The following is an 18,816-nucleotide window of genomic DNA, read 5'->3' on the forward strand; positions in this document are numbered from 1 at the left end:
ACCGTCTCCGGAGCCACCTACACCAGCACCGGATACCAGCGGTCCCTCCAGTCCGCCCTGGACCGGGCCCGTGGCTGAGGGGGTGGCCGGGTCCTCGCAGGCTCCCGCCGCGGTGCGGCGTGTGGAGGAGACGATGGGGACCGTCTTCTCCTTCGACGTCCGCGGCGGGGATCCCGATGCCGTTCGTGCGGCGCTCGACGAGGCGGTCGCCGGGCTGCACCGGGCCGACGAGGTGTTCAGCACCTACCGGGAGGACAGTCAGGTCTCCCGGCTGGCCCGGGGCGAGCCGGCCGCCGCCGAGTGCGCCGCGGAGGTCGCCGAGGTGCTGGCGCTCGCGGCCGAGGCGGAGCGGGTGAGCGAGGGCTGGTTCAGCACGTCGTACGCGGGCCGCCTCGACCCGACCGGGATCGTCAAGGGCTGGGCCGTGGAGCGTGCGGCACGGCGGGTGCTGGCCGCGGGCGCGCTCGGGGTCAGCGTGAACGGTGGCGGGGACGTCCAGCTCCTCGGTGCGCCGGGAGGCGGGCGTCCGTGGCGGGTGGGGGTGTCCGACCCGCTGCGGCCGGGGGGCCTCGCGGCGGTCGTCTCCGCCGCCGGGGCGGACGAGCTGGCCGTCGCGACGTCCGGCACCGCCGAGCGGGGGGCGCACATCGTCGATCCGCGCACGGGTCGCTCCGCGGTGACCGACCTGGTGGCCGTGACCGTGGTGGCGCCGCGGCTGACCTGGGCGGACTGCTGGGCGACGGCGGCGTTCGCGATGGGGTCGCGGGAGGGGCTGCGGTGGCTGGAGTCCCTGGACGGGGTGGAGGCGCTGTTGGTTACTGCGGGGGACGAGGTGCGGTGCACGGGGGGTCTGGCGGGGTGGCTGGGGTGAGCGCCGTTTCCTGGTGACCGGCGCCGCTGCTGGGGTACCGGCGTTCCACTCGCCCGCGTTGGCGGGGTGCCTCCCCCGCTCTCGGCTTCGCTCGAGCGGGGGGACCCCCATCGCCCACCCGTGCCGCCCTGGGGGTACCTCCCAGGCCGTTCAGGCACTGGGGGAGGCACGACTGCCCGCAGCTGCGGGGCCGTTGGGGCCGGCCACGCTGCAACGCGTCAGGGGCGCGGGGAACTGCGCGAACGGCCGCCGGGCACCCGTACCCGCCGACGGCACGAGCCGTCGCGGCGCTCAGTGCCCGTTCTGGGCCAACCGCAGCAGATGATCCGCGAGTGCCTGGCCGCCCGTCGGGTCCCGGCTGATGAGCAGCAGCGTGTCGTCGCCGGCGATCGTCCCCAGGATGTCGTGCAGCTCCGCCTGGTCGATCGCCGAGGCCAGGAACTGCGCGGCGCCCGGAGGGGTGCGCAGGACCACGAGGTTGGCGGAGGCCTCGGCGGAGATCAGCAGCTCCTGCGACAGCCGCCGCATCCGCTCCTCCTTCGCCGACTCCCCCAGCGGGGCCCGAGGGGTCCTGAAGCCCCCCTCGCTGGGTACCGCGTAGATCAGGTCGCCGTCGTTGTTGCGGATCTTCACCGCGTTCAGCTCGTCGAGGTCGCGCGAGAGCGTCGCCTGGGTGACGGTCAGCCCGTCGTCGGCGAGCAGCTTCGCCAGCTGGCTCTGCGAGCGGACCGCCTGCCGGTTGAGGATGTCCACGATCCGGCGGTGGCGTGCGGTGCGGGTCTGCGGTACGGCAGGCCCTGCGGTCTGCTCGTGGTCCTGCGCCTGGCTCATCGTCGTCTCATTCTCCGGATCGTCCGTCCCCATGGGCCGCGTCGGCCTGGTCAAGGATGCCGGGCAGAGCCCCGAGGAAGGCGTCCACCGCGTCGTCACCGAGGGTCAGCGGCGGCATCAGCCGTACGACATCGGGTGCGGGCGCGTTCACGAGGATTCCGGCGTCCTGAGCCGCCTGCTGCACCTTGGGCGCGAGCGGCTCGGTGAGCACGATACCCAGGAGGAGTCCCGCGCCCCGGACGTGGCTGACCAACGGGTGGCCGAGGGCCTCGATCCCGCCGCGCAGTTTCTCGCCCTGCCGCTTGACGTTGTCCAGCAGTCCCTCGCCGGCGATCGTGTCCAGGACGGCGAGTCCGGCGGCGCAGGCGACCGGGTTGCCGCCGAAGGTCGTGCCGTGCTGGCCGGGCTGGAGCAGTTCCGCGGCCCGGCCGAAGGCGACGGTGGCGCCCAGCGGCAGCCCGCCGCCGAGCCCCTTGGCGAGGGTGACGACGTCGGGCAGGACGCCCTCGTGGGCCTGGTACTCGAACCAGTGCCCGGTCCGGCCGATGCCGGTCTGCACCTCGTCCAGCACCAGCAGGGCACCGGTGGCGGCGGTGATGGCACGCGCCGCCTTGAGGTACCCGGCGGGCGGCACGACGACCCCGTTCTCGCCCTGGATCGGCTCGATGACGACCAGGGCCGTCTCCTCGGTGACCGCCGCGGCCAGGGCCTGGGCGTCGCCGTAGGGCACGTGCGTGACGTCGCCGGGCAGCGGCAGGAACGGCTGCTGCTTGCCGGGCTGGCCGGTCAGCGCCAGGGCTCCCATGGTGCGGCCGTGGAAGCCGCCCTGCGTGGCGACCATGTGCGTCCGCCCGGTCAGCCGGCCGATCTTGAAGGCGCCCTCGTTGGCCTCCGCGCCGGAGTTGCAGAAGTAGACCTTGCCGTCGCGGCCGAAGTGCGTGAGGAGCCGTTCGGCGAGCGCGACGGGCGGCTCGGCGATGAACAGGTTGGAGACGTGGCCGAGCGACGCGATCTGCCGGCTCACGGCCTCGACCACGGCCGGGTGGGCGTGACCGAGCGCGTTGACCGCGATGCCGCCGACGAAGTCCAGGTACTCCTTGCCGTCGGCGTCCCAGAGCTTCACGCCCTCACCGCGGACCAGCGGGAGCCTCGGGGTGCCGTAGTTGTTCATGAGCGCGCTCTGCCACCGCGCGGTCAGTTCCTGGTTGGTCATACGGCATCCCCCTCGTTCTCGTCGGGCACGACCATCGTGCCGATGCCCTCGTCGGTGAAGATCTCCAGCAGGATCGAGTGCTGGACCCGGCCGTCGATGACGCGGGCGGTGGTCACGCCGTTGCGCACGGCGTGCAGGCAGCCCTCCATCTTCGGGACCATGCCGGAGGACAGCTCCGGCAGCAGCTTCTCCAGCTGGGAAGCGGTGAGGCGGCTGATCACCTCGTCGGAGTTCGGCCAGTCCTCGTAGAGGCCCTCGACGTCGGTGAGGACCATGAGGGTCTCGGCGCCCAGTGCCGCAGCGAGTGCCGCAGCCGCCGTATCAGCATTGACGTTGTAGACATGGTGATCGTCCTGGGAGCGGGCGATCGACGAGACGACCGGGATGCGGCCGTCGGCGAGCAGCGCCTCGATGGCGCCGGTGTCGATCTCGGTGATCTCGCCCACCCGTCCGATGTCGACGAACTCGCCGTCGATCTCGGGCTGGTGCTTGGTGGCGGTGATGGTGTGCGCGTCCTCGCCCGTCAGCCCCACGGCCAGCGGTCCGTGCTGGTTGAGCAGCCCGACCAGCTCGCGCTGCACCTGCCCGGCCAGCACCATGCGTACGACGTCCATGGCGTCCTCTGTGGTGACGCGCAGGCCGGCCTTGAACTCGCTGACGATGCCGTGCCTGTCGAGGGCGGCGCTGATCTGCGGTCCGCCGCCGTGCACGACGACCGGCTTGAGGCCGGCGTGGTGGAGGAAGACGACGTCCTGCGCGAACGCGGCCTTCAGGTCCTCGTCGACCATGGCGTTGCCGCCGAACTTGATGACGACCGTCTTGCCGTTGTGCCGGACGAGCCACGGCAGCGCCTCGATGAGGGTCTGCGCCTTGGGCAGGGCGGTGTGCTTACGCGTAGTGCTCATGAGGAGTAGGCGCTGTTCTCGTGGACGTAGTCGGCGGTGAGGTCGTTGGTCCAGATGGTCGCGGTCTCGGAGCCGGCCGCGAGGTCGGCGACGATGTGCACCTCGCGGTAGCGCATGTCGACCAGCTCGCGGTCCTCGCCGACGCCGCCGTTCTTGCACACCCAGACGCCGTTGATGGCGACGTTGAGCCGGTCGGGCTCGAAGGCGGCGTCGGTGGTGCCGATGGCGGACAGGACGCGGCCCCAGTTGGGGTCCTCGCCGTGGATGGCGCACTTGAGGAGGTTGTTGCGGGCGATGGTGCGGCCCACCTGGACGGCGTCCTGTTCGGTCGCGGCGTTCACCACCTCGACCTTGATGTCCTTGCTGGCGCCCTCGGCGTCCCGGATGAGCTGCTGCCCGAGGTCGTCGCAGACGGTGCGGACGGCCTCGGCGAACTCCGCGTACTCCGGGGCGATGCCCGAGGCGCCCGAGGCCAGCAGCAGGACGGTGTCGTTGGTGGACATGCAGCCGTCGGAGTCGACCCGGTCGAAGGTCACCCGGGTGGCGGCGCGCAGCGCCTTGTCGAGCGTCCCGGCGTCCAGGTCGGCGTCCGTGGTGAGGACGACGAGCATGGTGGCCAGGCCCGGGGCGAGCATGCCGGCACCCTTGGCCATGCCGCCGACGGTCCAGCCGTCCTTGGTGACGACGGACGTCTTGTGCACGGTGTCGGTGGTCTTGATGGCGATGGCGGCCTTCTCGCCGCCGTGCTCGGAGAGCAGGCCGGCGGCCGTCTCGACGCCCGGGAGCAGCTTGTCCATGGGGAGCAGGACGCCGATGAGTCCCGTCGAGCAGACGGCGACCTCTCCCGCGCCCACGCCCAGCAGCTCGGCGGCCTTCTCGGCGGTGGCGTGGGTGTCCTGGAAGCCCTTCGGTCCCGTGCAGGCGTTGGCGCCGCCGGAGTTGAGGACCACGGCCGCCAGCTGCCCGCTCTTGAGGACCTGCTCGGACCACAGGACGGGGGCGGCCTTGACGCGGTTGGAGGTGAAGACGCCCGCGGCGGCGCGGCGGGGGCCGTTGTTGACCACGAGGGCCAGGTCGGGGTTGCCGTTCTCCTTGATCCCGGCGGCGATGCCCGCCGCCGTGAATCCCTTCGCTGCCGTCACGCTCACGGCGCAACTCCGATCGTCGTCAGTCCGGTGGTCTCGTCGAGACCCAGGGCGATGTTCATGCTCTGGACGGCACCGCCCGCGGTGCCCTTGGTCAGGTTGTCGATGGCGCTGATCGCGATGATCCGCCCCGCGGCCGCGTCGTACGCGACCTGCACCTGAACGGCGTTCGAACCGTGGACGGACGCCGTCGCGGGCCACTGGCCCTCGGGAAGCAGGTGGACGAAGGGCTCGTCGGCGAAGGCCTTCTCGTAGGCGGCGCGGACGGACTCGCCGGTGACACCGTCGCGGGCCTTGGCACTGCAGGTGGCGAGGATGCCGCGGGGCATCGGCGCGAGGGTCGGGGTGAAGGAGACGGTGACGGGCTCGCCGGCCACCGCGCCGAGGTTCTGGATCATCTCGGGGGTGTGCCGGTGGCCGCCGCCGACGCCGTACGGCGACATTGAGCCCATGACCTCGCTGCCCAGCAGGTGCGGCTTGGGTGCCTTGCCCGCGCCGGAGGTGCCGGAGGCGGCGACGATCACGGCCTCGGGCTCGGCGAGGGAGGCCGCGTAGGCGGGGAAGAGCGCCAGCGACACGGCGGTGGGGTAGCAACCGGGCACCGCGATGCGCTTGGACCCCTCCAGCGCGGCGCGGCCACCCGGCAGTTCGGGGAGGCCGTAGGGCCAGGTGCCGGCGTGCGGGGAGCCGTAGAACCTCTCCCAGTCGCCGGCGTCCTTGAGCCGGAAGTCGGCGCCCATGTCGACGACCAGGACGTCCGGCCCGAGCTGCTCGGCGACGGCGGCGGACTGGCCGTGCGGCAGCGCGAGGAAGACGACGTCGTGCCCGGCGAGGACCTCGGCCGTGGTCGGCTCCAGGACGCGGTCGGCGAGGGGCAGCAGGTGCGGCTGCAGCGCGCCGAGCCGCTGTCCGGCGTTGGAGTTGCCGGTCAGGGCACCGATCCGGACCTCGGGGTGTGCGAGCAGCAGGCGCAGCAGTTCCCCGCCCGCGTATCCGCTCGCTCCGGCCACTGCCGCACGTACTGCCATGGAATCCTCCTCCTGGATGGCATGACTATACGCTGCACCGCACTTTTATGCAATGAAGGTGACCGGCGGGTGCTCGGCCTCGGGTCGGAGGACGCCTCACCCGGCGGACGGAGACGGACCCGCCTCCCGGGGGACGTCCGGGAAGCGGGCGACCAGGACGATCGAGGTGTCCGTGAATCCCGGACCCCTCATCGATGGGAGCCCTGTCGTGCTGAAGCACACCCTGCGCGCCGCCGCCGTTCTCGCGCTCGTCGCCGCGGTCGCGGTCCCGGCCGCCGCATCGACGCCCGTACCGCCCGAGACGACCGCACCGCCCAGGTCCGCCGCGGCCTCGCTCCAGGGGACGGCGCGGCTCGGCTACCCGGTCGCCGAGGAGGAGGTCCGGGTGAGCGTCGACGCCCATGCCGCCTACGGCCCGGGCAGCTTCCCCGTCCGCTCCTGGGGCACCTTCCGCATCTCCCACGTCGTGGGCGGCCGGGATCACTGGGGCGACTTCGAGGTGGACTGCCTCACCACCGGCGGTCCCACCGCCACGGTGACCGGCCGGCTCGTCCGCACGAGCCCCGGCCATGTCTGGCGCACGGAGCTGGAGCCGCACACCCGCATGGGTGTGAGCTTCCACGTCCCCCCGGGCGGCACCGCCCGCGTCGGCCTGTCCGGAGCGACGGCCAAGGGGGAACCGCTGCTGACCAGGTGCATGGCACCGGCCGCCGACATGGAGGTGGTCGACGGCCGCTACAGCCTGCGGGCGGCACGCTAGGCCGTGTCCGCCCGGCGCAGCGGTGGGCCGCCGTCCCCACGGGGGTGGAACGGAGGCCCACCGCACCGCGCTATCCCTGCCTGATCCTCATGAACGTCACGGAGTTCGCCGGGAAGGTGTACGTGAATTCCGGTGCCACCCCCCGGAAGGTGGACGTCACCGGGGTGACCGGCGTGTCCGTCTCGGTGTTCACCGCGTCCTGGTCGGCGGCCAGCGTGGTGACCCGGGCGCTGGAGGCGACCTTGGCGCCGCCGAGGTCGACGGCCGTGCGCGCGGCCCGGTCCTGGGCGTTGACGACCTTGACGATCAGCTCGCCGGTGCGCGCGTCCTCGGTGACGATCTGGCGGAAGGGCTCGGCCGGCTTGTCGTCGGTGAAGCTGCCCCACTCCTGGCCGTCGAGGTAGAGGGTGACCTGGCGGCCCCGCACCTTGATGTCGATGTCGTAGGCGCGGCCCGTCTCGATCGAGCCGGCCTTGGTCAGCAGCGTCGACTTGGCGCCGTCCGAGGCCTGCTCGACGGCGGACTGGGTGTTGTTCCAGCCGCCCAGGTTCCACCAGTAGTAGTTGCCGGTGTCCTTGACGCCGAAGGCGATCAGGAAGCCCTCCTTGCCGGACTTCTTGGTGGCCTTCACGTGCAGGTCGTAGTCCTTCCAGGCCGGGTCGCCGGCCGTGACCATGGTGTTCTCGGCGGCGGCGTCGGTCTGGACGTACTGGCCGTCCTGGACGGTCCAGGAGCCGGCCCCGGAGTGCGTCCACTTCGAGGCGTCACCGGAGAAGTCGTCGGTCAGCAGCGCCGTCCCGTCCGCCGAGGTGACCCTCACGTCGTCGTACGCCGCGCTGGTCGCCCACGTGGACAGGCCGACGGCGCCGGTGATGGGGCCGCTGACGTCCGGGGTGCCGGTGGCCTTCGACGGGACGACCCGGTCGCCGGTGTTGTTCATGAACAGCTTCTGGACCTCGTAGTTGGCCGAGTTCCAGGAGGCGCGGTTGTTGAACCAGATCAGGTCCGGCCGCCACTGCACGTAGTCCTCGTTGGCGAGCAGCGGGGCGTAGGAGGCGAGCTTGACGACGTCCGCGTTGCGCTCCAGGCCGGTCATGTACGCGGCCTCGGACAGGGCGTTCTTCCAGGCGTTGCCCTGGGAGGCGTACTCGCCGAGGAAGACCTTGGGGCCCTTGCGGTCGTAGGAGTCGTAGCGGTCGTTGTTCTGCAGGAACCACTGCGGGCTGTTGTAGTAGTGCTCGTCGACCATGTCGACCTTGCCCTCGCGGCCCAGCTGCCAGGCGGTGTCGAAGGTCGTGCCGGAGTCGTCCGGGCCGGAGTTGGAGATCACGGTGATGTCCGGGTACTTCGCCTCGATGGCGGCCCGGAACTGCTGGAAGCGGGCGAAGAACTCCCTCGGGAGGTTCTCCTCGTTGCCGACCCCGATGTGGGTGAGGCCGAAGGGCTTGCTGTGGCCCATCTCGGCGCGGACCTTGCCCCACTTCGAGGTGGCCGGGCCGTTGGCGAACTCGATGAGGTCCAGGGTGTCCTGGATGTGCCGCTTCAGCAGCGCCTCGTCGTCGACGGCCTTGTTCTGGCCGCAGCCGGTCACCAGGGCGGGGACGACGGGCAGCGGCATGGCGCCGATGTCCTCGGCGAAGCGGAAGTACTCGTAGTAGCCGAGGCCGTAGCTCTGGTTGTAGCCCCAGAAGTTGGCGTTGGTGGCGCGCTCCTCGACCGGGCCGATGGTGTCCTTCCACTGGTAGGCCCGCTTGCGCTGCCAGCCGGATGCCTCGCTGTAGTCCTCCATGGAGCCGGTGTTGACCAGGCAGCCGCCGGGGAAGCGCAGGAAGCCCGGGTTGAGCGCCTCGATCTTCTCGGCGAGGTCCTTGCGCAGGCCGTTCGGCTGGTTCTTGTAGGTCTCGCGCGGGAACAGCGACACCATGTCGAGCGCCACGGGCGCGGTGGTGGCGACGGCGAGGCGGCCGCGGTTGCTGGTCCGGGTCGCGGTGAAGGTGGCGGTGTACTTGCGCCAGCCGCCCTTCGCGGCGACCTGGCGGACGTTCGCCAGGGTGCCCGCGGCGTCCTTGAGGGTGACGGTGAGGGTGGTGCCGCTCTCGGCGCGGGCCCACACCGAGAAGTCGTACCGCTTGCCCTTCTCGACGCGGACGCCGGTGTTGTAACCGGCGTTCGTGACGGACGAACCGGCCCCCAGCGAGAGGTAGTTGCGGTTGCGTTCGTTGAGCCGTCCGCCGTCGTTCACGACCTCGGCGGTGCCGTCGGCCGTCCAGGCGGTGAGCGGGGTGTACGAGGAGTTGTCGGCGGTGGAGTACTCGAAGGACCTGTTCTGCACCAGCTCGGCGTACAGGCCGCCGTCGGCGGCCCGGTTGATGTCCTCGAAGAAGACGCCGTACATGGTGTCGTCGATCGCGGCTCCGCGCGCGGCCGGGTCGAGGGTGATCGCGTAGTCGGTGACGGCCTCCGCTTGCGCGGGCGTCGGCAGCAGGGCCGAGGCCGTCAGAAGGGCGGTGACGCCGAGACCGAGTCTCAGGCGGGTGCGTGACATGGATACTCCGCGGCTCTTACGGTCGTTCGAAATATCGGACATTGATCAGCACTTCGAACGGCAAGATAGGGAGGGGGTGCAAGCGCGTCAATGGGTCGCGCAGCAACCAACGGGTCGCGGGACGGAAAGCGGGCGGGAAATGGGCGAGTTGTGGCCGGTGCCGGACGTGCTGGCGTATCTCGCGGGGCGGTGGCGCACCGAGCGGTCCGTGCGGGATCTGGCGAGCGGCGACGAGGGCCGCTTCGAGGGGACCACCGTGTTCGAGGCGTCGGCGGGCGGGGGGCTGCTGAGCCGGGAGTCCGGCGCCTTCACCTGGCACGGCGTGACCCGTCCCGCCGAGCGGACGCTGCGCTTCGAGCCGGGCGCCACGCCGGCCGCGGCCGACGTGCGCTTCGCGGACGGCCGCCCGTTCCACGCCCTGGACCTGTCCTCGGGGCACCACGTGGCCGACCACCCTTGCGCCGCGGACCTCTACCGCGGCGAGTTCACCGTCCGGGACCGCGACCACTGGCGGACCGTGTGGCGCGTGCGCGGCCCGGCCAAGGACCTGCTGCTGACCACGGACCTCACCCGCGAGCCCCAGTCCCCGCCCCGCACCGTCCCGCCCGGCCCGTGAAGAGGGCCCCGCACGGCACCCTGCGCGTGGGTCCGCAGGACGCACGCGGGCCCGCGTCGCCGGAGCGAGGGCCCGGAGCGAGGAAGACGCCACGCGACCGGCTCGCCGGCCGGCGTGCCGGACAGTTCACCTAGGCCGCCCCGTCGAACCGCAGGTTCCAGTGGCCCGCGCGGCCGGTGACGGTGGTCGTGGACAGGGGGCGGACGTCCAGGTTCCAGTAGGTCGCCGGCGGCGCCTTCAGGGCGTACACCAGCGCGGCCCGGATCACCGAGGGCTCGGCCACGGCGACGATGCTGCCGTCGGCCTCGCCGGGCCGGGTGTCGAGCCAGCCGCCGACGCGGGTGATGAGGCCCAGCAGTGACTCGCCGCCGTGCGGGGCGGAGCGCGGGTCGGCGAGCCAGGCGTCCACCGCCTCCGGCTCCCGGGCCATCGCCTCGCCGAGCGTCATGCCGCGCCAGCGGCCCATGTCGCACTCGCGCAGGGCCAGTTGGACGAGGGGGGCGTAGCCGAGGGCGTCACCGGTGGCGCGGCTGCGGGGCGTGGGCGAGCAGTAGCGCAGTTCGGCCGCCGCGAGGGGCAGCAGCCCGCCGGCGGCACGCAGCACCTCTTCCCAGCCGGCCCCGTCCAGCGGCCGGTCGTCCTCGAAGCGTTCCGCGAGCAGCGGGGAGCTGCGTGCGGCCGCGACGAACGTGACCCGAAGCGCCATGCGGTGATGGTGGGCCGCGGAAGTACGCTGGTCAAGGGGTGTTACCTGTGGGTCACCCTGAGTACGCCGCGGCTCACCGGTCGAAGGCGAGCGCCATCCACTGGTCCGGCCGCTCCAGCGCCGCGAAGCCCAGCTTCTCGTAGACGCCGTGCGCGTCGTGCGTGGCGAGCAGGATGCGCCGCAGGCCGTACGGCCGCAGGTGCTCGCGCACGGCTCCGACCAGCGCCGTTCCCAGACCCTTGCCCCGCACCGAGGGGTCGACGTACACGTCGCACAGCCACGCGAAGGTCGCCCGGTCGGTGACGACCCGGGCGTACGCCACCTGCTCGCCCGTCAGCGCCTCGTACACGCCGAAGTTGAGCGATCCCTCGATCGCCCGGTCCTGCTTCTCGCGCGGGCGGCCGATCGCCCAGTATGCGTCGCCGGACAGCCAGTGGTGCACGCGTCCGGCGTCGATCCGTTCGGGGTCGGTGGAGATCTCGTAGCCCTCGGGCAGGCTCGGCGTGTCGGTCATGCCCGGATGCTCGCAGGCCGGGGGGCCGGCGTCGACCGTTTATCGCGTGGCCGGGGGCGCCGCCACCTCGGCACAGGCCGTGCGCAGGCGCCGTACGCCCTCGGCGATCTCCTCGCCGCCCGCGACCGCCGCGAAGCTCAGCCTGATGTGTGCGGCGGGGGGTTCCGCGCTGAAGTACGGGCGCCCGGGCGTGACCGCGACGCCCGCCCGCAGGGCCGCCGCCGTCAGCGCCGGCTCGGACATGCCGTCGGGCAGCCGCAGCCACAGGTGGTAGCCGCCGGACGGGATGTGGGGCAGTGACAGGTCCGGCAGGTGCAGCCGCAGCGCGGACGTCATCATGTCCCGGCGTGCCTTCAACTCCGCCGACAGGGCACGCAGATGACGCGGCCAGGCGGGCGAGCCGACGAGTTCGAGCGCCGCCTCCTGGAGGGGCCGGGGCACGAAGAAGGTGTCGACGACCTGGATGGCCCGCAGCCGTTCCAGCACGGGGCCGCGGGCCGCCAGGGCGCTCACCCGGAAGCTGGGCGAGGTCGCCTTGGTCAGGGAGCCGACGTGGACGACGACGCCGTCCGGGTCGTCGGCGGCGAGGGGACGCGGCAGCGGCCCCGCGTCCTCGTGCACCAGCCGTCGTACGAAGTCGTCCTCGACGACGAAGGCGCCGGCCTCGCGCGCGATGCGCAGCACCTCACCGCGCCGCCCGGGGGCGAGCACGGCGCCGGTCGGGTTCTGGAACAGGGGCTGGCAGACGAAGACGCGGGCGCCGGTCGCACGGAAGGCGTCGGCGAGCAGGGCGGGCCGCACGCCGTCGGCGTCCACGGGGACGGGGACCGGGCGCAGGCCGGCCGCCCGGGCGATGGCCAGCATGCCGGGGTAGGTGGGCGACTCGACGAGGACGGGAGCGCCGGGCGGCGCCAGCGCGCGCAGGGCGGTCGTGAGCGCGGACTGGCCGCCGGCGGTGACCAGCACCTCGGCGGCCGTGACGGCCCCGCCGATGCTGCGCGCGAACCACTCCCGCAGCTCGAACAGCCCCTCCATCGGCGGGCGGCCCCAGGCGCCGGGGCGGCGGCCCGCCCGCGAGAGCGCCGCCGCCATCGCCCGCTCCGGCTGCAGCGACGGGTGCAGATAGCCCCCGTTGAACTCCACCACACCGGGCGACGGAGCGGTCAGCGAGGCCAGCACACCGGAGGCGTCCACCGAGCGCGGTACGAGATCGGCGGCGCCGTCGGCGCTGAGCGCGACCTCCTGCCAGGAGGTGTCCCCGGCGGGCCCGCCGGAGGGGCGCGGCCGGGCCCGGAAGGCTCCCGCGCCGGGCCGGGTGACCACCAGCCCCTCGGCGGCCAGCTGCGCCAGGGCGCGCGACACGGTCACCGGGCTCACCCGGAACCTCTCGACGAGGGCTCGACTGGACGGGAGCTTTCCTCCCGGCGAGTAGCGGTCGAGCTCCCGCCGCAACTGGTTCGCCAGCTCACCGACACTGCTACGCTCATGCATGAGAGCACAGAGTAGCGCTACCGAACCGTCGAAGATAGCGGTCAGCGACCCGAGCGGGGCCCGTGGCACGGCGGAAGCGTCCGCCCCGGCGCGTGCGTCCGTCGGCACCCTCCAGGCGGCCCTCGGCGTCACCGCCTTCTCCCTCACGTTCCCCGCCACCGCCTGGGGCCTGGAGGGCTTCGGGCCCTGGTCCCTGGTGGCCGTGCGCAGCGTCCTCGCCGCCCTGATCGCCGGCGGCTGTCTGCTGGCGGTCGGGGCGGCGCTGCCCGACCGGCGGCACTGGGCGGGCCTCGCGGTGGTGGCCGGCGGGGTGGTCCTCGGCTTCCCCCTGCTCACCACGCTGGCCCTGCAGACCTCGACCACCGCGCACGCGGCCGTCGTGGTCGGCCTGCTCCCGCTGACGACCGCGCTGCTGTCCGCCCTGCGCATGGGCACCCGACCCTCGCGCACCTTCTGGATCGCGGCCCTGGCGGGCGCCGCGGCCGTGGTCGCCTTCACCGTGCAGCAGAGCGGCGGCGCCCTCACCTCGGCCGACGCCTACCTCTTCGCGGCGCTGCTGGTGTGCGCGGCCGGTTACACCGAGGGCGGCCGGCTGGCCCGGGTGATGCCGGGCTGGCAGGTCATCGGCTGGGCGCTGGTGCTGTGCGTGCCGCTCGCCGTGCCCGCGGCCGCGGTGGCGCTGGCGTACGAGCCCGTCCACCTGACGGCGCACAGCGTGACGGGACTGCTGTGGGTGGCGGCGGGCTCGCAGTTCCTCGGCCTGGTCGTCTGGTACCGGGGCATGGCGGTCATCGGCATTCCGAAGGCCAGCCAGTTGCAGCTGGCCCAGCCGCTGCTCACACTGGTGTGGTCGGTGCTGCTCCTGGGCGAGCACCTGACGGTGGCCGCCCCGCTGACGGCGGCCGCGGTGCTGGTGTGCATCGCGGTCACCCAGCGGGCCCGAGGCTGAGCGGCACACAGGTGAGGAGGCCTCGCAGATGCACGCAACCAAGGGCGACCAGCTCGTACAGCACGGCCGGGTGGTCGGCCAGCACGACAAGGTCGGCGAGATCGTCGAAGTGATGGGCCAGGAAGGCAACCCCCCGTACCGCGTCCGCTTCGAGGACGGGCACGAGGCCGTGTGCTCCCCCGGCCCCGACACCGAGATCCGGCACAAGGAGATACGGACGTGACTCAGCGCGGGGGGTCGGCCGGCCGCCCGTAATGGTCGGCGGCCACGCGTGCCATCGCGCCGATCCGGTCCTCCGCGAGATCCTTCGCCGCGAAGAAGACGTGCCCGCGCACCTGGGGATGGCGCTCGGCCAGTGTCAGGTGACGGGACAGCTCGGCCGCGTCCTGCCAGGCGGCGGGCTGTGCGGGGTCGCCCGCCTTGTACAGGGCCTCTCCCACGTACAGCTTGGTGCGGCTGCCCTTGGCCACGTCGGCCCACCAGGGCAGGAGCTTGGCGTAGTCGGCGGCGGCCAGGCCGATGTTCCAGTACAGCTGCGGGACGATGTAGTCGATCCAGCCCTCCCGCACCCACTTGCGGGTGTCCGCGTACAGGTCGTCGTACGTCTGCACGCCCGCCCGGGTGTCCGAGCCGCGCGGGTCGGTGGCCGCGTTGCGCCACACCCCGAAGGGGCTGATGCCGAAGCGGGCCGTGGGCCGGATCTTCTTGACGCGGGCCGCGGTCTCGCGCACCAGCCGGTCGATGTTGTCCCGCCGCCACGCGGCCCTGCTGGAGAAGCCGCCGCCGTGGGCCCGGTAGGCCGCGGCGTCGTCGAAGGTCCGGCCCGCCACCGGGTACGGGTAGAAGTAGTCGTCGAAGTGGACGCCGTCCACGGGGTACTTCGCCACCGCGTCCATCATCGCGTCCTGCACGAAGGCCCGGACCTGGGGCAGCCCCGGGTTGTAGTAGAGCTTCCCGCCGTACGGCACCACCCAGTCGGGGTGCCGGCGGGCGGGGTGGGACGGGATGAGCCGGGTCGGCTCGTCGTGCACGGCGACGCGGTACGGGTTGAACCAGGCGTGCAGCTCCAGGCCGCGCGCGTGGGCCTCCTTCACGGCCGTGCCCAGCGGGTCCCAGCCCGGGGCGCGGCCCTGGCTGCCGGACAGGTACTGCGACCACGGCTCGTGGGCCGACGGCCACAGGGCGTCGGCCGTCGGGCGGACCTGGAGGATCACCGTGTTGAGCCGGTACCGGACCGCCGTGTCGAGGTGGCCGATCAGCTCGGCGCGCTGCTCGGACGCGCTCAGCCCCTGCCGGGTGGGCCAGTCGCGGTTGACCACGGTCGCCAGCCACATGCCCCGCATCTCGGTGAGGGCCCGGCCCGGGGCCCCGGGGGCGGGGTCCGCCGACGGCACCGCCGACGCCCGTGACGCCGTCGTGAGCGCCGACAACGCCGCCACCGCGAAGGCACGACGCGAGACACGGCCCATGGGGAGACCTCCACAACGCTGGGGATCCGTACGGTCACGGATCGTGGACGGAAGCCCAGCATGCCCGACCCGGACGAGGGATCGGCGGCACTTCGGGGGTAACGTGCACGATCGGAGCAGGCGCCGGGGACCCCGGCGGACCTGCCTCAGCCGTAGATCAGCGAAAGGGACGATGTGACCGGCATCTCGGGAGATATCGCACGCGTCGGCGTGGTCGGCTGCGGTCAGATGGGGGCGGGCATCGCCGAGGTGTGCGCCCGCTCCGGCCTGGAGGTCATGGTCGCCGAGACCACCGGCGAGGCCCTGGAGATCGGCCGGACCCGGCTGTTCAACTCCCTCGCCAAGGCCGCCGAGCGCGGCAAGATCACCGAGGAGGAGCGGGACGCGACGCAGGCGCGCCTGAGCTTCACCACCGATCTGGGCGAGTTCGCCGACCGCGACCTGGTGATCGAGGCCGTGGTCGAGAACGAGCAGGTCAAGACCGAGATCTTCCAGGTGCTCGACCAGATCGTGACGCGCCCGGACGCGATCCTGGCCTCCAACACCTCCTCGATCCCGCTGGTGAAGCTGGCGGTCGCCACCTCGCGGCCGGACCACGTCATCGGCATCCACTTCTTCAACCCGGCCCCCGTGCAGCAGCTCGTCGAGCTGATCCCGGCGCTCACCACCTCCGAGGGCACGCTCAGCCGGGCCCAGCTCTTCACGGAGAAGGTGCTCGGCAAGCACGCCATCCGCGCCCAGGACCGCTCCGGGTTCGTGGTGAACGCGCTGCTGATCCCGTACCTGCTCTCCGCGATCCGGATGTTCGAGTCGGGCATCGCCAGCCGCGAGGACATCGACAACGGCATGGAGATGGGCTGCGCCCACCCGATGGGCCCGCTGAAGCTGTCCGACCTGATCGGCCTGGACACGGTGGCCTCGGTCGCGCACTCGATGTACGAGGAGTACAAGGAGCCGCTGTACGCCGCTCCCCCGCTGCTCCAGCGGATGGTCGACGCGGGCCGGCTCGGCCGCAAGACCGGTTCCGGCTTCTACACCTACGGCTGACTACACGCAGCGACCGCTGCGCGGGCCCGGCACCTGGCGAGGTGCCGGGCCCGCGGCATTCACACACCGTGTGCGCACCGGGCACGCATATGCCCCTCGCACACTCTCCCCACGCGCCCACCAGGGGGGTTGACTCACCATGCGCATGCAAGGGATGTGATCCAACAACCGTTCGACCACGAAAGGAGCGGATTCGTGACCGCCGATCCCGGGCAACCCGCCGTCCCTGGAGAACTCGCAGAGTTACGGCGCCGCCTCGACGTCGCCTACGCCCGCGTCGAGGGCGGACTGGCCCTGCTCAGCCACCGCACCGAGGAGACCGCCAAGGAACTGGACGAGCTGAGCACCCGCCTCGTCACCCTGGAGCACGCCCGCTGGCCGCTGCCCGCGGTCACCGCCGTCACCGCGGTGGGGGCCCTCGTCGTCGCCGTCTGGCAGGCGCTCGGCCGCTAGGCCACCGGCCCTGCGGCGGCGGGGGGACTCAGGGCCCGGTGTCCTGGCCGAGCCGGAGGTGGTGCAGCAGGAGCAACGCGGCCGCCATGTTGGCGGCCGGGACCTCCCCGCGGGCGACCATGTCGGGAACGAGCTTGAGGGGGACCCATTCCCGGCGGTCCGACTCGAAGTCGTCCACGGGGTGTCCGACGTACTCGCCCTGGTCGGCCCAGTAGATGTGGTGCCGGGCGTCGGTGAGCCCGTTGGACGGCTCCACGCTCATGAGGTGGTGCAGCGGTCCCGGCCGCCAGCCGGTCTCCTCCTCCAGCTCCCTGGCCGCCGCGCGGGCGACGTCCTCGCCGTCCTCGACGACGCCGGCCGCGAGTTCCCACCCCCAGCTGTCGGTGATGAAGCGGTGCCGCCACAGCAGGAGGACCTCGTTGGCCTCGTTGACCACCGTGGCGACGGCGACCGGCCGCATCCGTATGAGGAAGTGGTCGAGATGGCGGCCGTCCGGTAGCGCGACATCGGCGAGATTGACGCTGAACCAGCGGTTTGAGTACACAGGCTGTTCGTTCTGTTTCGTCCACTGCACGGTTCTGCCACCTTCCGCTGAGTAGATGGCAATATCGCAGCCGGAACGGTCTGACAGCAGGCGCACGGCAACCGCTCACGGCGCAGCGGCGGGCGCAGCGGACCCGTCACGGGCGCACGGCGTTACAGCGGTACGCGCAGTGCCCCGTCGATGAGCTCGGCCGCCTCGGCCGTGCCCGCGCAGCCGCTGCGCACCAGGTGGTCGCGCACCGCCCGGAGTCTGTCGCGCAGGCGCTGGGACTCCATCCCCCGGGCCTGCTCGGCCATCTGCACGGCCGTGGCCACCGCCTTGTCGGCGTTGCCCCGGCGCAGCTCGATCGTGCTGAGCATGGCCAGCCGGTGCACCCGGCCCCGGTCGTGCGCCGGGTTGCCGACGGCCGCCGCGGCGTGCTCGGCCGCCGCCGCCACTTCGCCGAGACTGAGCAGCGCCTCCGCCACCTGGACGTTGACGAGCCCGGGCTGGACGTAGCCGGTCTCGTCGGGCTCGTATCCGCGCCGGATGCGTTCCGCGGCCTGCTCGGCCCGGCGGATGCAGGACAGGGCGCTCGTGCCGTCGCCGAGGTGGGCGTACGCCTTCGCCTGCATCGCGTACAGGTCGGAGGCGAGCGCCGGGGTGATGTGCCGGCCGGCGGCCCGCAGGGCCGCCTCGGCGAAGGCGACGGCCTGCCGGTACTCGCGCATGAACAGCGCCTGGTTGACCAGCAGCGCGATGACGTAGGCGCCGAGTCCCCGGTCGCCGCTCGCCTTCGCGAGCCTGAGGGCCTGGTGGAAGTAGCGCTGGGCGAGGCCGTGCGCGTCGGAGTCGTACGCGCAGATGCCGGCGACCGCGACCAGCCCGCCGGTGGCCCGGTGGAGCTGGCGGCCGGTGGCATCGGTGTAGCCGCCGCGCAGCAGCGGGGCGGCCTCGGAGTTGAGGAAGCCGACGATGCGGGCGCGGGTCGCCACGCCGCCGGCCTTCCGGTACATCTGCTCGTAGTGCGTGCGGGCCGAGCGCAGCATCTCCAGGTCGGCCGCGGTGACCCGGTGCCGGCCGCCGCGGGAGACGTCCACGTCCTCGGGCGGGTTCTCCCACTCCCACACCGGCATCACGGCGGGCGTGCCGGTGAGCGCGGGCGCGCCCAGGATGTGCGGGCGCTGCTGCTGGTCGGAGCGCCACAGCGCGGTGGCCCGCTCGACGAACCCGGACAGCGAGCCGGTGTGCGCGGCGGCCGGCTCGCCGGGCACGCCGAGACCGATGTCGTCGAGGGTGACGGGCCGGTGCAGCCGGGCCGCGAGGACCTCGCAGATCAGGTCGGGCACCTGGCCGCGCGGCCGCTGCCCCTTCAGCCACCGGGCGACGGCGGTGTGTTCGTACCTGAGGGAGAGCCCGCGGGCCCGTCCCGCCTGGTTGACGTGCGCGGCCAGTCCCGCGTGCGAGATCCCGGCCTCGTCCAGGATCGCGTCGAGCAGAGTGTTGGGCTGCATGGGTGCCCCCCGGAGTGACTCGGTGCCGTCAGAGTAGTGGCTTGCCGTTCGGGTGTGGGCCGGTCTTCACACGGGGTGTGAACGGAGTACGCGAATCCATGCTGTGCGCGCGCTGTTGCGCACAGTTCCTTACCGGTTGACTGAACTGCCTCGAAAGAGGCCGGCCGGGCCGCCGGCTCCCCCTCGTACAGTGCGGCGGCCCGATTGCGCGCCGTCCGCCCAGCTGCCTGCCCGAC

At 72.6% G+C, this 18,816-nt stretch carries 19 protein-coding genes; 7 read left to right on the forward strand and 12 right to left on the reverse strand.

From position 1 onward, the window contains the following. Positions 1 to 133 precede the first annotated feature (133 nt). Positions 134 to 871 (forward strand): FAD:protein FMN transferase, encoded by a 738-nt coding sequence (locus H0H10_RS33195; RefSeq protein WP_188184946.1) that lies wholly within the window; start codon positions 134 to 136, stop codon positions 869 to 871. A 291-nt stretch (positions 872 to 1,162) separates the two neighbouring features. Here the strand turns inward: H0H10_RS33195 and H0H10_RS33200 are convergent, their stop codons facing one another. From H0H10_RS33200 to argC, 5 genes are read right to left on the reverse strand one after another with little or no spacing between them, the layout of a single operon-like run. Next, positions 1,163 to 1,702 (reverse strand): arginine repressor, encoded by a 540-nt coding sequence (locus H0H10_RS33200; RefSeq protein WP_188184889.1) that lies wholly within the window; start codon positions 1,700 to 1,702, stop codon positions 1,163 to 1,165. A gap of 7 nt (positions 1,703 to 1,709) precedes the next feature. Next, entirely contained in the window at positions 1,710 to 2,915 is a 1,206-nt protein-coding gene (locus H0H10_RS33205; protein WP_188184890.1) for an acetylornithine transaminase, read from the reverse strand. Then, positions 2,912 to 3,820, reverse strand: a complete 909-nt coding sequence (gene argB, locus H0H10_RS33210; RefSeq protein WP_188184891.1) for an acetylglutamate kinase — start codon at positions 3,818 to 3,820, stop codon at positions 2,912 to 2,914. The genes H0H10_RS33205 and argB overlap by 4 nt, the downstream gene beginning before the upstream one ends. Beyond that, on the reverse strand, positions 3,817 to 4,968 hold the full coding sequence (gene argJ / locus H0H10_RS33215) for a bifunctional glutamate N-acetyltransferase/amino-acid acetyltransferase ArgJ (protein WP_188184892.1): 1,152 nt from the start codon (positions 4,966 to 4,968) through the stop codon (positions 3,817 to 3,819). Before argJ ends, argB begins: the two co-directional genes overlap by 4 nt. Next, positions 4,965 to 5,993 (reverse strand): N-acetyl-gamma-glutamyl-phosphate reductase, encoded by a 1,029-nt coding sequence (argC, locus tag H0H10_RS33220; RefSeq protein ID WP_188184893.1) that lies wholly within the window; start codon positions 5,991 to 5,993, stop codon positions 4,965 to 4,967. Before argC ends, argJ begins: the two co-directional genes overlap by 4 nt. Before the next feature lie 208 nt (positions 5,994 to 6,201). On the opposite strand from argC, the gene H0H10_RS33225 reads away from it, so the two are divergent. Then, entirely contained in the window at positions 6,202 to 6,753 is a 552-nt protein-coding gene (locus tag H0H10_RS33225) for a hypothetical protein (RefSeq protein WP_188184894.1), read from the forward strand. A gap of 70 nt (positions 6,754 to 6,823) precedes the next feature. Here H0H10_RS33225 and H0H10_RS33230 read toward each other — a convergent pair whose 3' ends face one another. Beyond that, positions 6,824 to 9,298, reverse strand: a complete 2,475-nt coding sequence (locus H0H10_RS33230) for an alpha-L-arabinofuranosidase family protein (RefSeq protein ID WP_188184895.1) — start codon at positions 9,296 to 9,298, stop codon at positions 6,824 to 6,826. 139 nt (positions 9,299 to 9,437) lie between these two features. Between H0H10_RS33230 and H0H10_RS33235 the strand changes: the two genes are divergently transcribed. Beyond that, positions 9,438 to 9,914, forward strand: a complete 477-nt coding sequence (locus tag H0H10_RS33235; protein WP_188184896.1) for a DUF6314 family protein — start codon at positions 9,438 to 9,440, stop codon at positions 9,912 to 9,914. Between the two features lie 130 nt (positions 9,915 to 10,044). On the opposite strand, the gene H0H10_RS33240 is transcribed toward H0H10_RS33235, so the two are convergent. The 3 genes from H0H10_RS33240 to H0H10_RS33250 form a co-directional block, all read right to left on the reverse strand. After that, complete coding sequence (locus H0H10_RS33240) at positions 10,045 to 10,620, reverse strand: histidine phosphatase family protein (RefSeq protein WP_188184897.1); 576 nt, start codon at positions 10,618 to 10,620, stop codon at positions 10,045 to 10,047. A gap of 73 nt (positions 10,621 to 10,693) precedes the next feature. Next, on the reverse strand, positions 10,694 to 11,134 hold the full coding sequence (locus tag H0H10_RS33245) for a GNAT family N-acetyltransferase (protein ID WP_188184898.1): 441 nt from the start codon (positions 11,132 to 11,134) through the stop codon (positions 10,694 to 10,696). 39 nt (positions 11,135 to 11,173) lie between these two features. Next, entirely contained in the window at positions 11,174 to 12,625 is a 1,452-nt protein-coding gene (locus tag H0H10_RS33250) for an aminotransferase-like domain-containing protein (protein ID WP_188184899.1), read from the reverse strand. On the opposite strand from H0H10_RS33250, the gene H0H10_RS33255 reads away from it, so the two are divergent. Both H0H10_RS33255 and H0H10_RS33260 read left to right on the forward strand, forming a co-directional pair. Next, a complete protein-coding gene (locus H0H10_RS33255; RefSeq protein WP_188184900.1) occupies positions 12,624 to 13,574 on the forward strand; it encodes a DMT family transporter in 951 nt (316 codons plus the stop codon). The two genes, H0H10_RS33250 and H0H10_RS33255, sit on opposite strands and share 2 nt — an antisense overlap. Before the next feature lie 28 nt (positions 13,575 to 13,602). After that, positions 13,603 to 13,797, forward strand: a complete 195-nt coding sequence (locus tag H0H10_RS33260) for a DUF1918 domain-containing protein (protein ID WP_188184901.1) — start codon at positions 13,603 to 13,605, stop codon at positions 13,795 to 13,797. Position 13,798: 1 nt separating this feature from the next. Here H0H10_RS33260 and H0H10_RS33265 read toward each other — a convergent pair whose 3' ends face one another. After that, complete coding sequence (locus tag H0H10_RS33265) at positions 13,799 to 15,043, reverse strand: glycoside hydrolase family 10-like protein (RefSeq protein ID WP_188184902.1); 1,245 nt, start codon at positions 15,041 to 15,043, stop codon at positions 13,799 to 13,801. Between the two features lie 174 nt (positions 15,044 to 15,217). Here H0H10_RS33265 and H0H10_RS33270 point away from each other — a divergent pair, with 174 nt between their 5' ends. Together H0H10_RS33270 and H0H10_RS33275 are read left to right on the forward strand one after the other, a co-directional pair. Next, the gene (locus H0H10_RS33270) at positions 15,218 to 16,090 is read left to right on the forward strand and encodes a 3-hydroxybutyryl-CoA dehydrogenase (RefSeq protein WP_309141946.1); all 873 of its coding nucleotides are present in this window, start codon (positions 15,218 to 15,220) and stop codon (positions 16,088 to 16,090) included. A 195-nt stretch (positions 16,091 to 16,285) separates the two neighbouring features. Continuing rightward, on the forward strand, positions 16,286 to 16,543 hold the full coding sequence (locus tag H0H10_RS33275; protein ID WP_188184903.1) for a hypothetical protein: 258 nt from the start codon (positions 16,286 to 16,288) through the stop codon (positions 16,541 to 16,543). Between the two features lie 28 nt (positions 16,544 to 16,571). On the opposite strand, the gene H0H10_RS33280 is transcribed toward H0H10_RS33275, so the two are convergent. Together H0H10_RS33280 and H0H10_RS33285 are read right to left on the reverse strand one after the other, a co-directional pair. Then, complete coding sequence (locus H0H10_RS33280) at positions 16,572 to 17,117, reverse strand: NUDIX hydrolase (RefSeq protein WP_188184904.1); 546 nt, start codon at positions 17,115 to 17,117, stop codon at positions 16,572 to 16,574. 122 nt (positions 17,118 to 17,239) lie between these two features. Further along, positions 17,240 to 18,580, reverse strand: a complete 1,341-nt coding sequence (locus H0H10_RS33285) for an NsdA family TPR-like regulatory protein (protein ID WP_188184905.1) — start codon at positions 18,578 to 18,580, stop codon at positions 17,240 to 17,242. Between the last annotated feature and the right edge of the window lie 236 nt (positions 18,581 to 18,816).

Origin of the sequence: Streptomyces griseicoloratus (genome assembly GCF_014534645.1) — a bacterium.
GTDB classification, from domain to species: Bacteria; Actinomycetota; Actinomycetes; order Streptomycetales; family Streptomycetaceae; genus Streptomyces; species Streptomyces griseicoloratus.

Bases quoted from the DNA above. Each gene is read 5' to 3' on its own strand.
- H0H10_RS33195 (WP_188184946.1), top strand. From the start codon at position 134: ATGGGGACCGTCTTCTCCTTCGACGTCCGCGGCGGGGATCCCGATGCC.
- H0H10_RS33200 (WP_188184889.1), bottom strand. From the start codon at position 1,702: ATGAGCCAGGCGCAGGACCACGAGCAGACCGCAGGGCCTGCCGTACCG.
- H0H10_RS33205 (WP_188184890.1), bottom strand. From the start codon at position 2,915: ATGACCAACCAGGAACTGACCGCGCGGTGGCAGAGCGCGCTCATGAAC.
- argB (WP_188184891.1), bottom strand. From the start codon at position 3,820: ATGAGCACTACGCGTAAGCACACCGCCCTGCCCAAGGCGCAGACCCTC.
- argC (WP_188184893.1), bottom strand. From the start codon at position 5,993: ATGGCAGTACGTGCGGCAGTGGCCGGAGCGAGCGGATACGCGGGCGGG.
- H0H10_RS33230 (WP_188184895.1), bottom strand. From the start codon at position 9,298: ATGTCACGCACCCGCCTGAGACTCGGTCTCGGCGTCACCGCCCTTCTG.
- H0H10_RS33235 (WP_188184896.1), top strand. From the start codon at position 9,438: ATGGGCGAGTTGTGGCCGGTGCCGGACGTGCTGGCGTATCTCGCGGGG.
- H0H10_RS33240 (WP_188184897.1), bottom strand. From the start codon at position 10,620: ATGGCGCTTCGGGTCACGTTCGTCGCGGCCGCACGCAGCTCCCCGCTG.
- H0H10_RS33245 (WP_188184898.1), bottom strand. From the start codon at position 11,134: ATGACCGACACGCCGAGCCTGCCCGAGGGCTACGAGATCTCCACCGAC.
- H0H10_RS33255 (WP_188184900.1), top strand. From the start codon at position 12,624: ATGAGAGCACAGAGTAGCGCTACCGAACCGTCGAAGATAGCGGTCAGC.
- H0H10_RS33250 (WP_188184899.1), bottom strand. From the start codon at position 12,625: ATGCATGAGCGTAGCAGTGTCGGTGAGCTGGCGAACCAGTTGCGGCGG.
- H0H10_RS33260 (WP_188184901.1), top strand. From the start codon at position 13,603: ATGCACGCAACCAAGGGCGACCAGCTCGTACAGCACGGCCGGGTGGTC.
- H0H10_RS33265 (WP_188184902.1), bottom strand. From the start codon at position 15,043: ATGGGCCGTGTCTCGCGTCGTGCCTTCGCGGTGGCGGCGTTGTCGGCG.
- H0H10_RS33285 (WP_188184905.1), bottom strand. From the start codon at position 18,580: ATGCAGCCCAACACTCTGCTCGACGCGATCCTGGACGAGGCCGGGATC.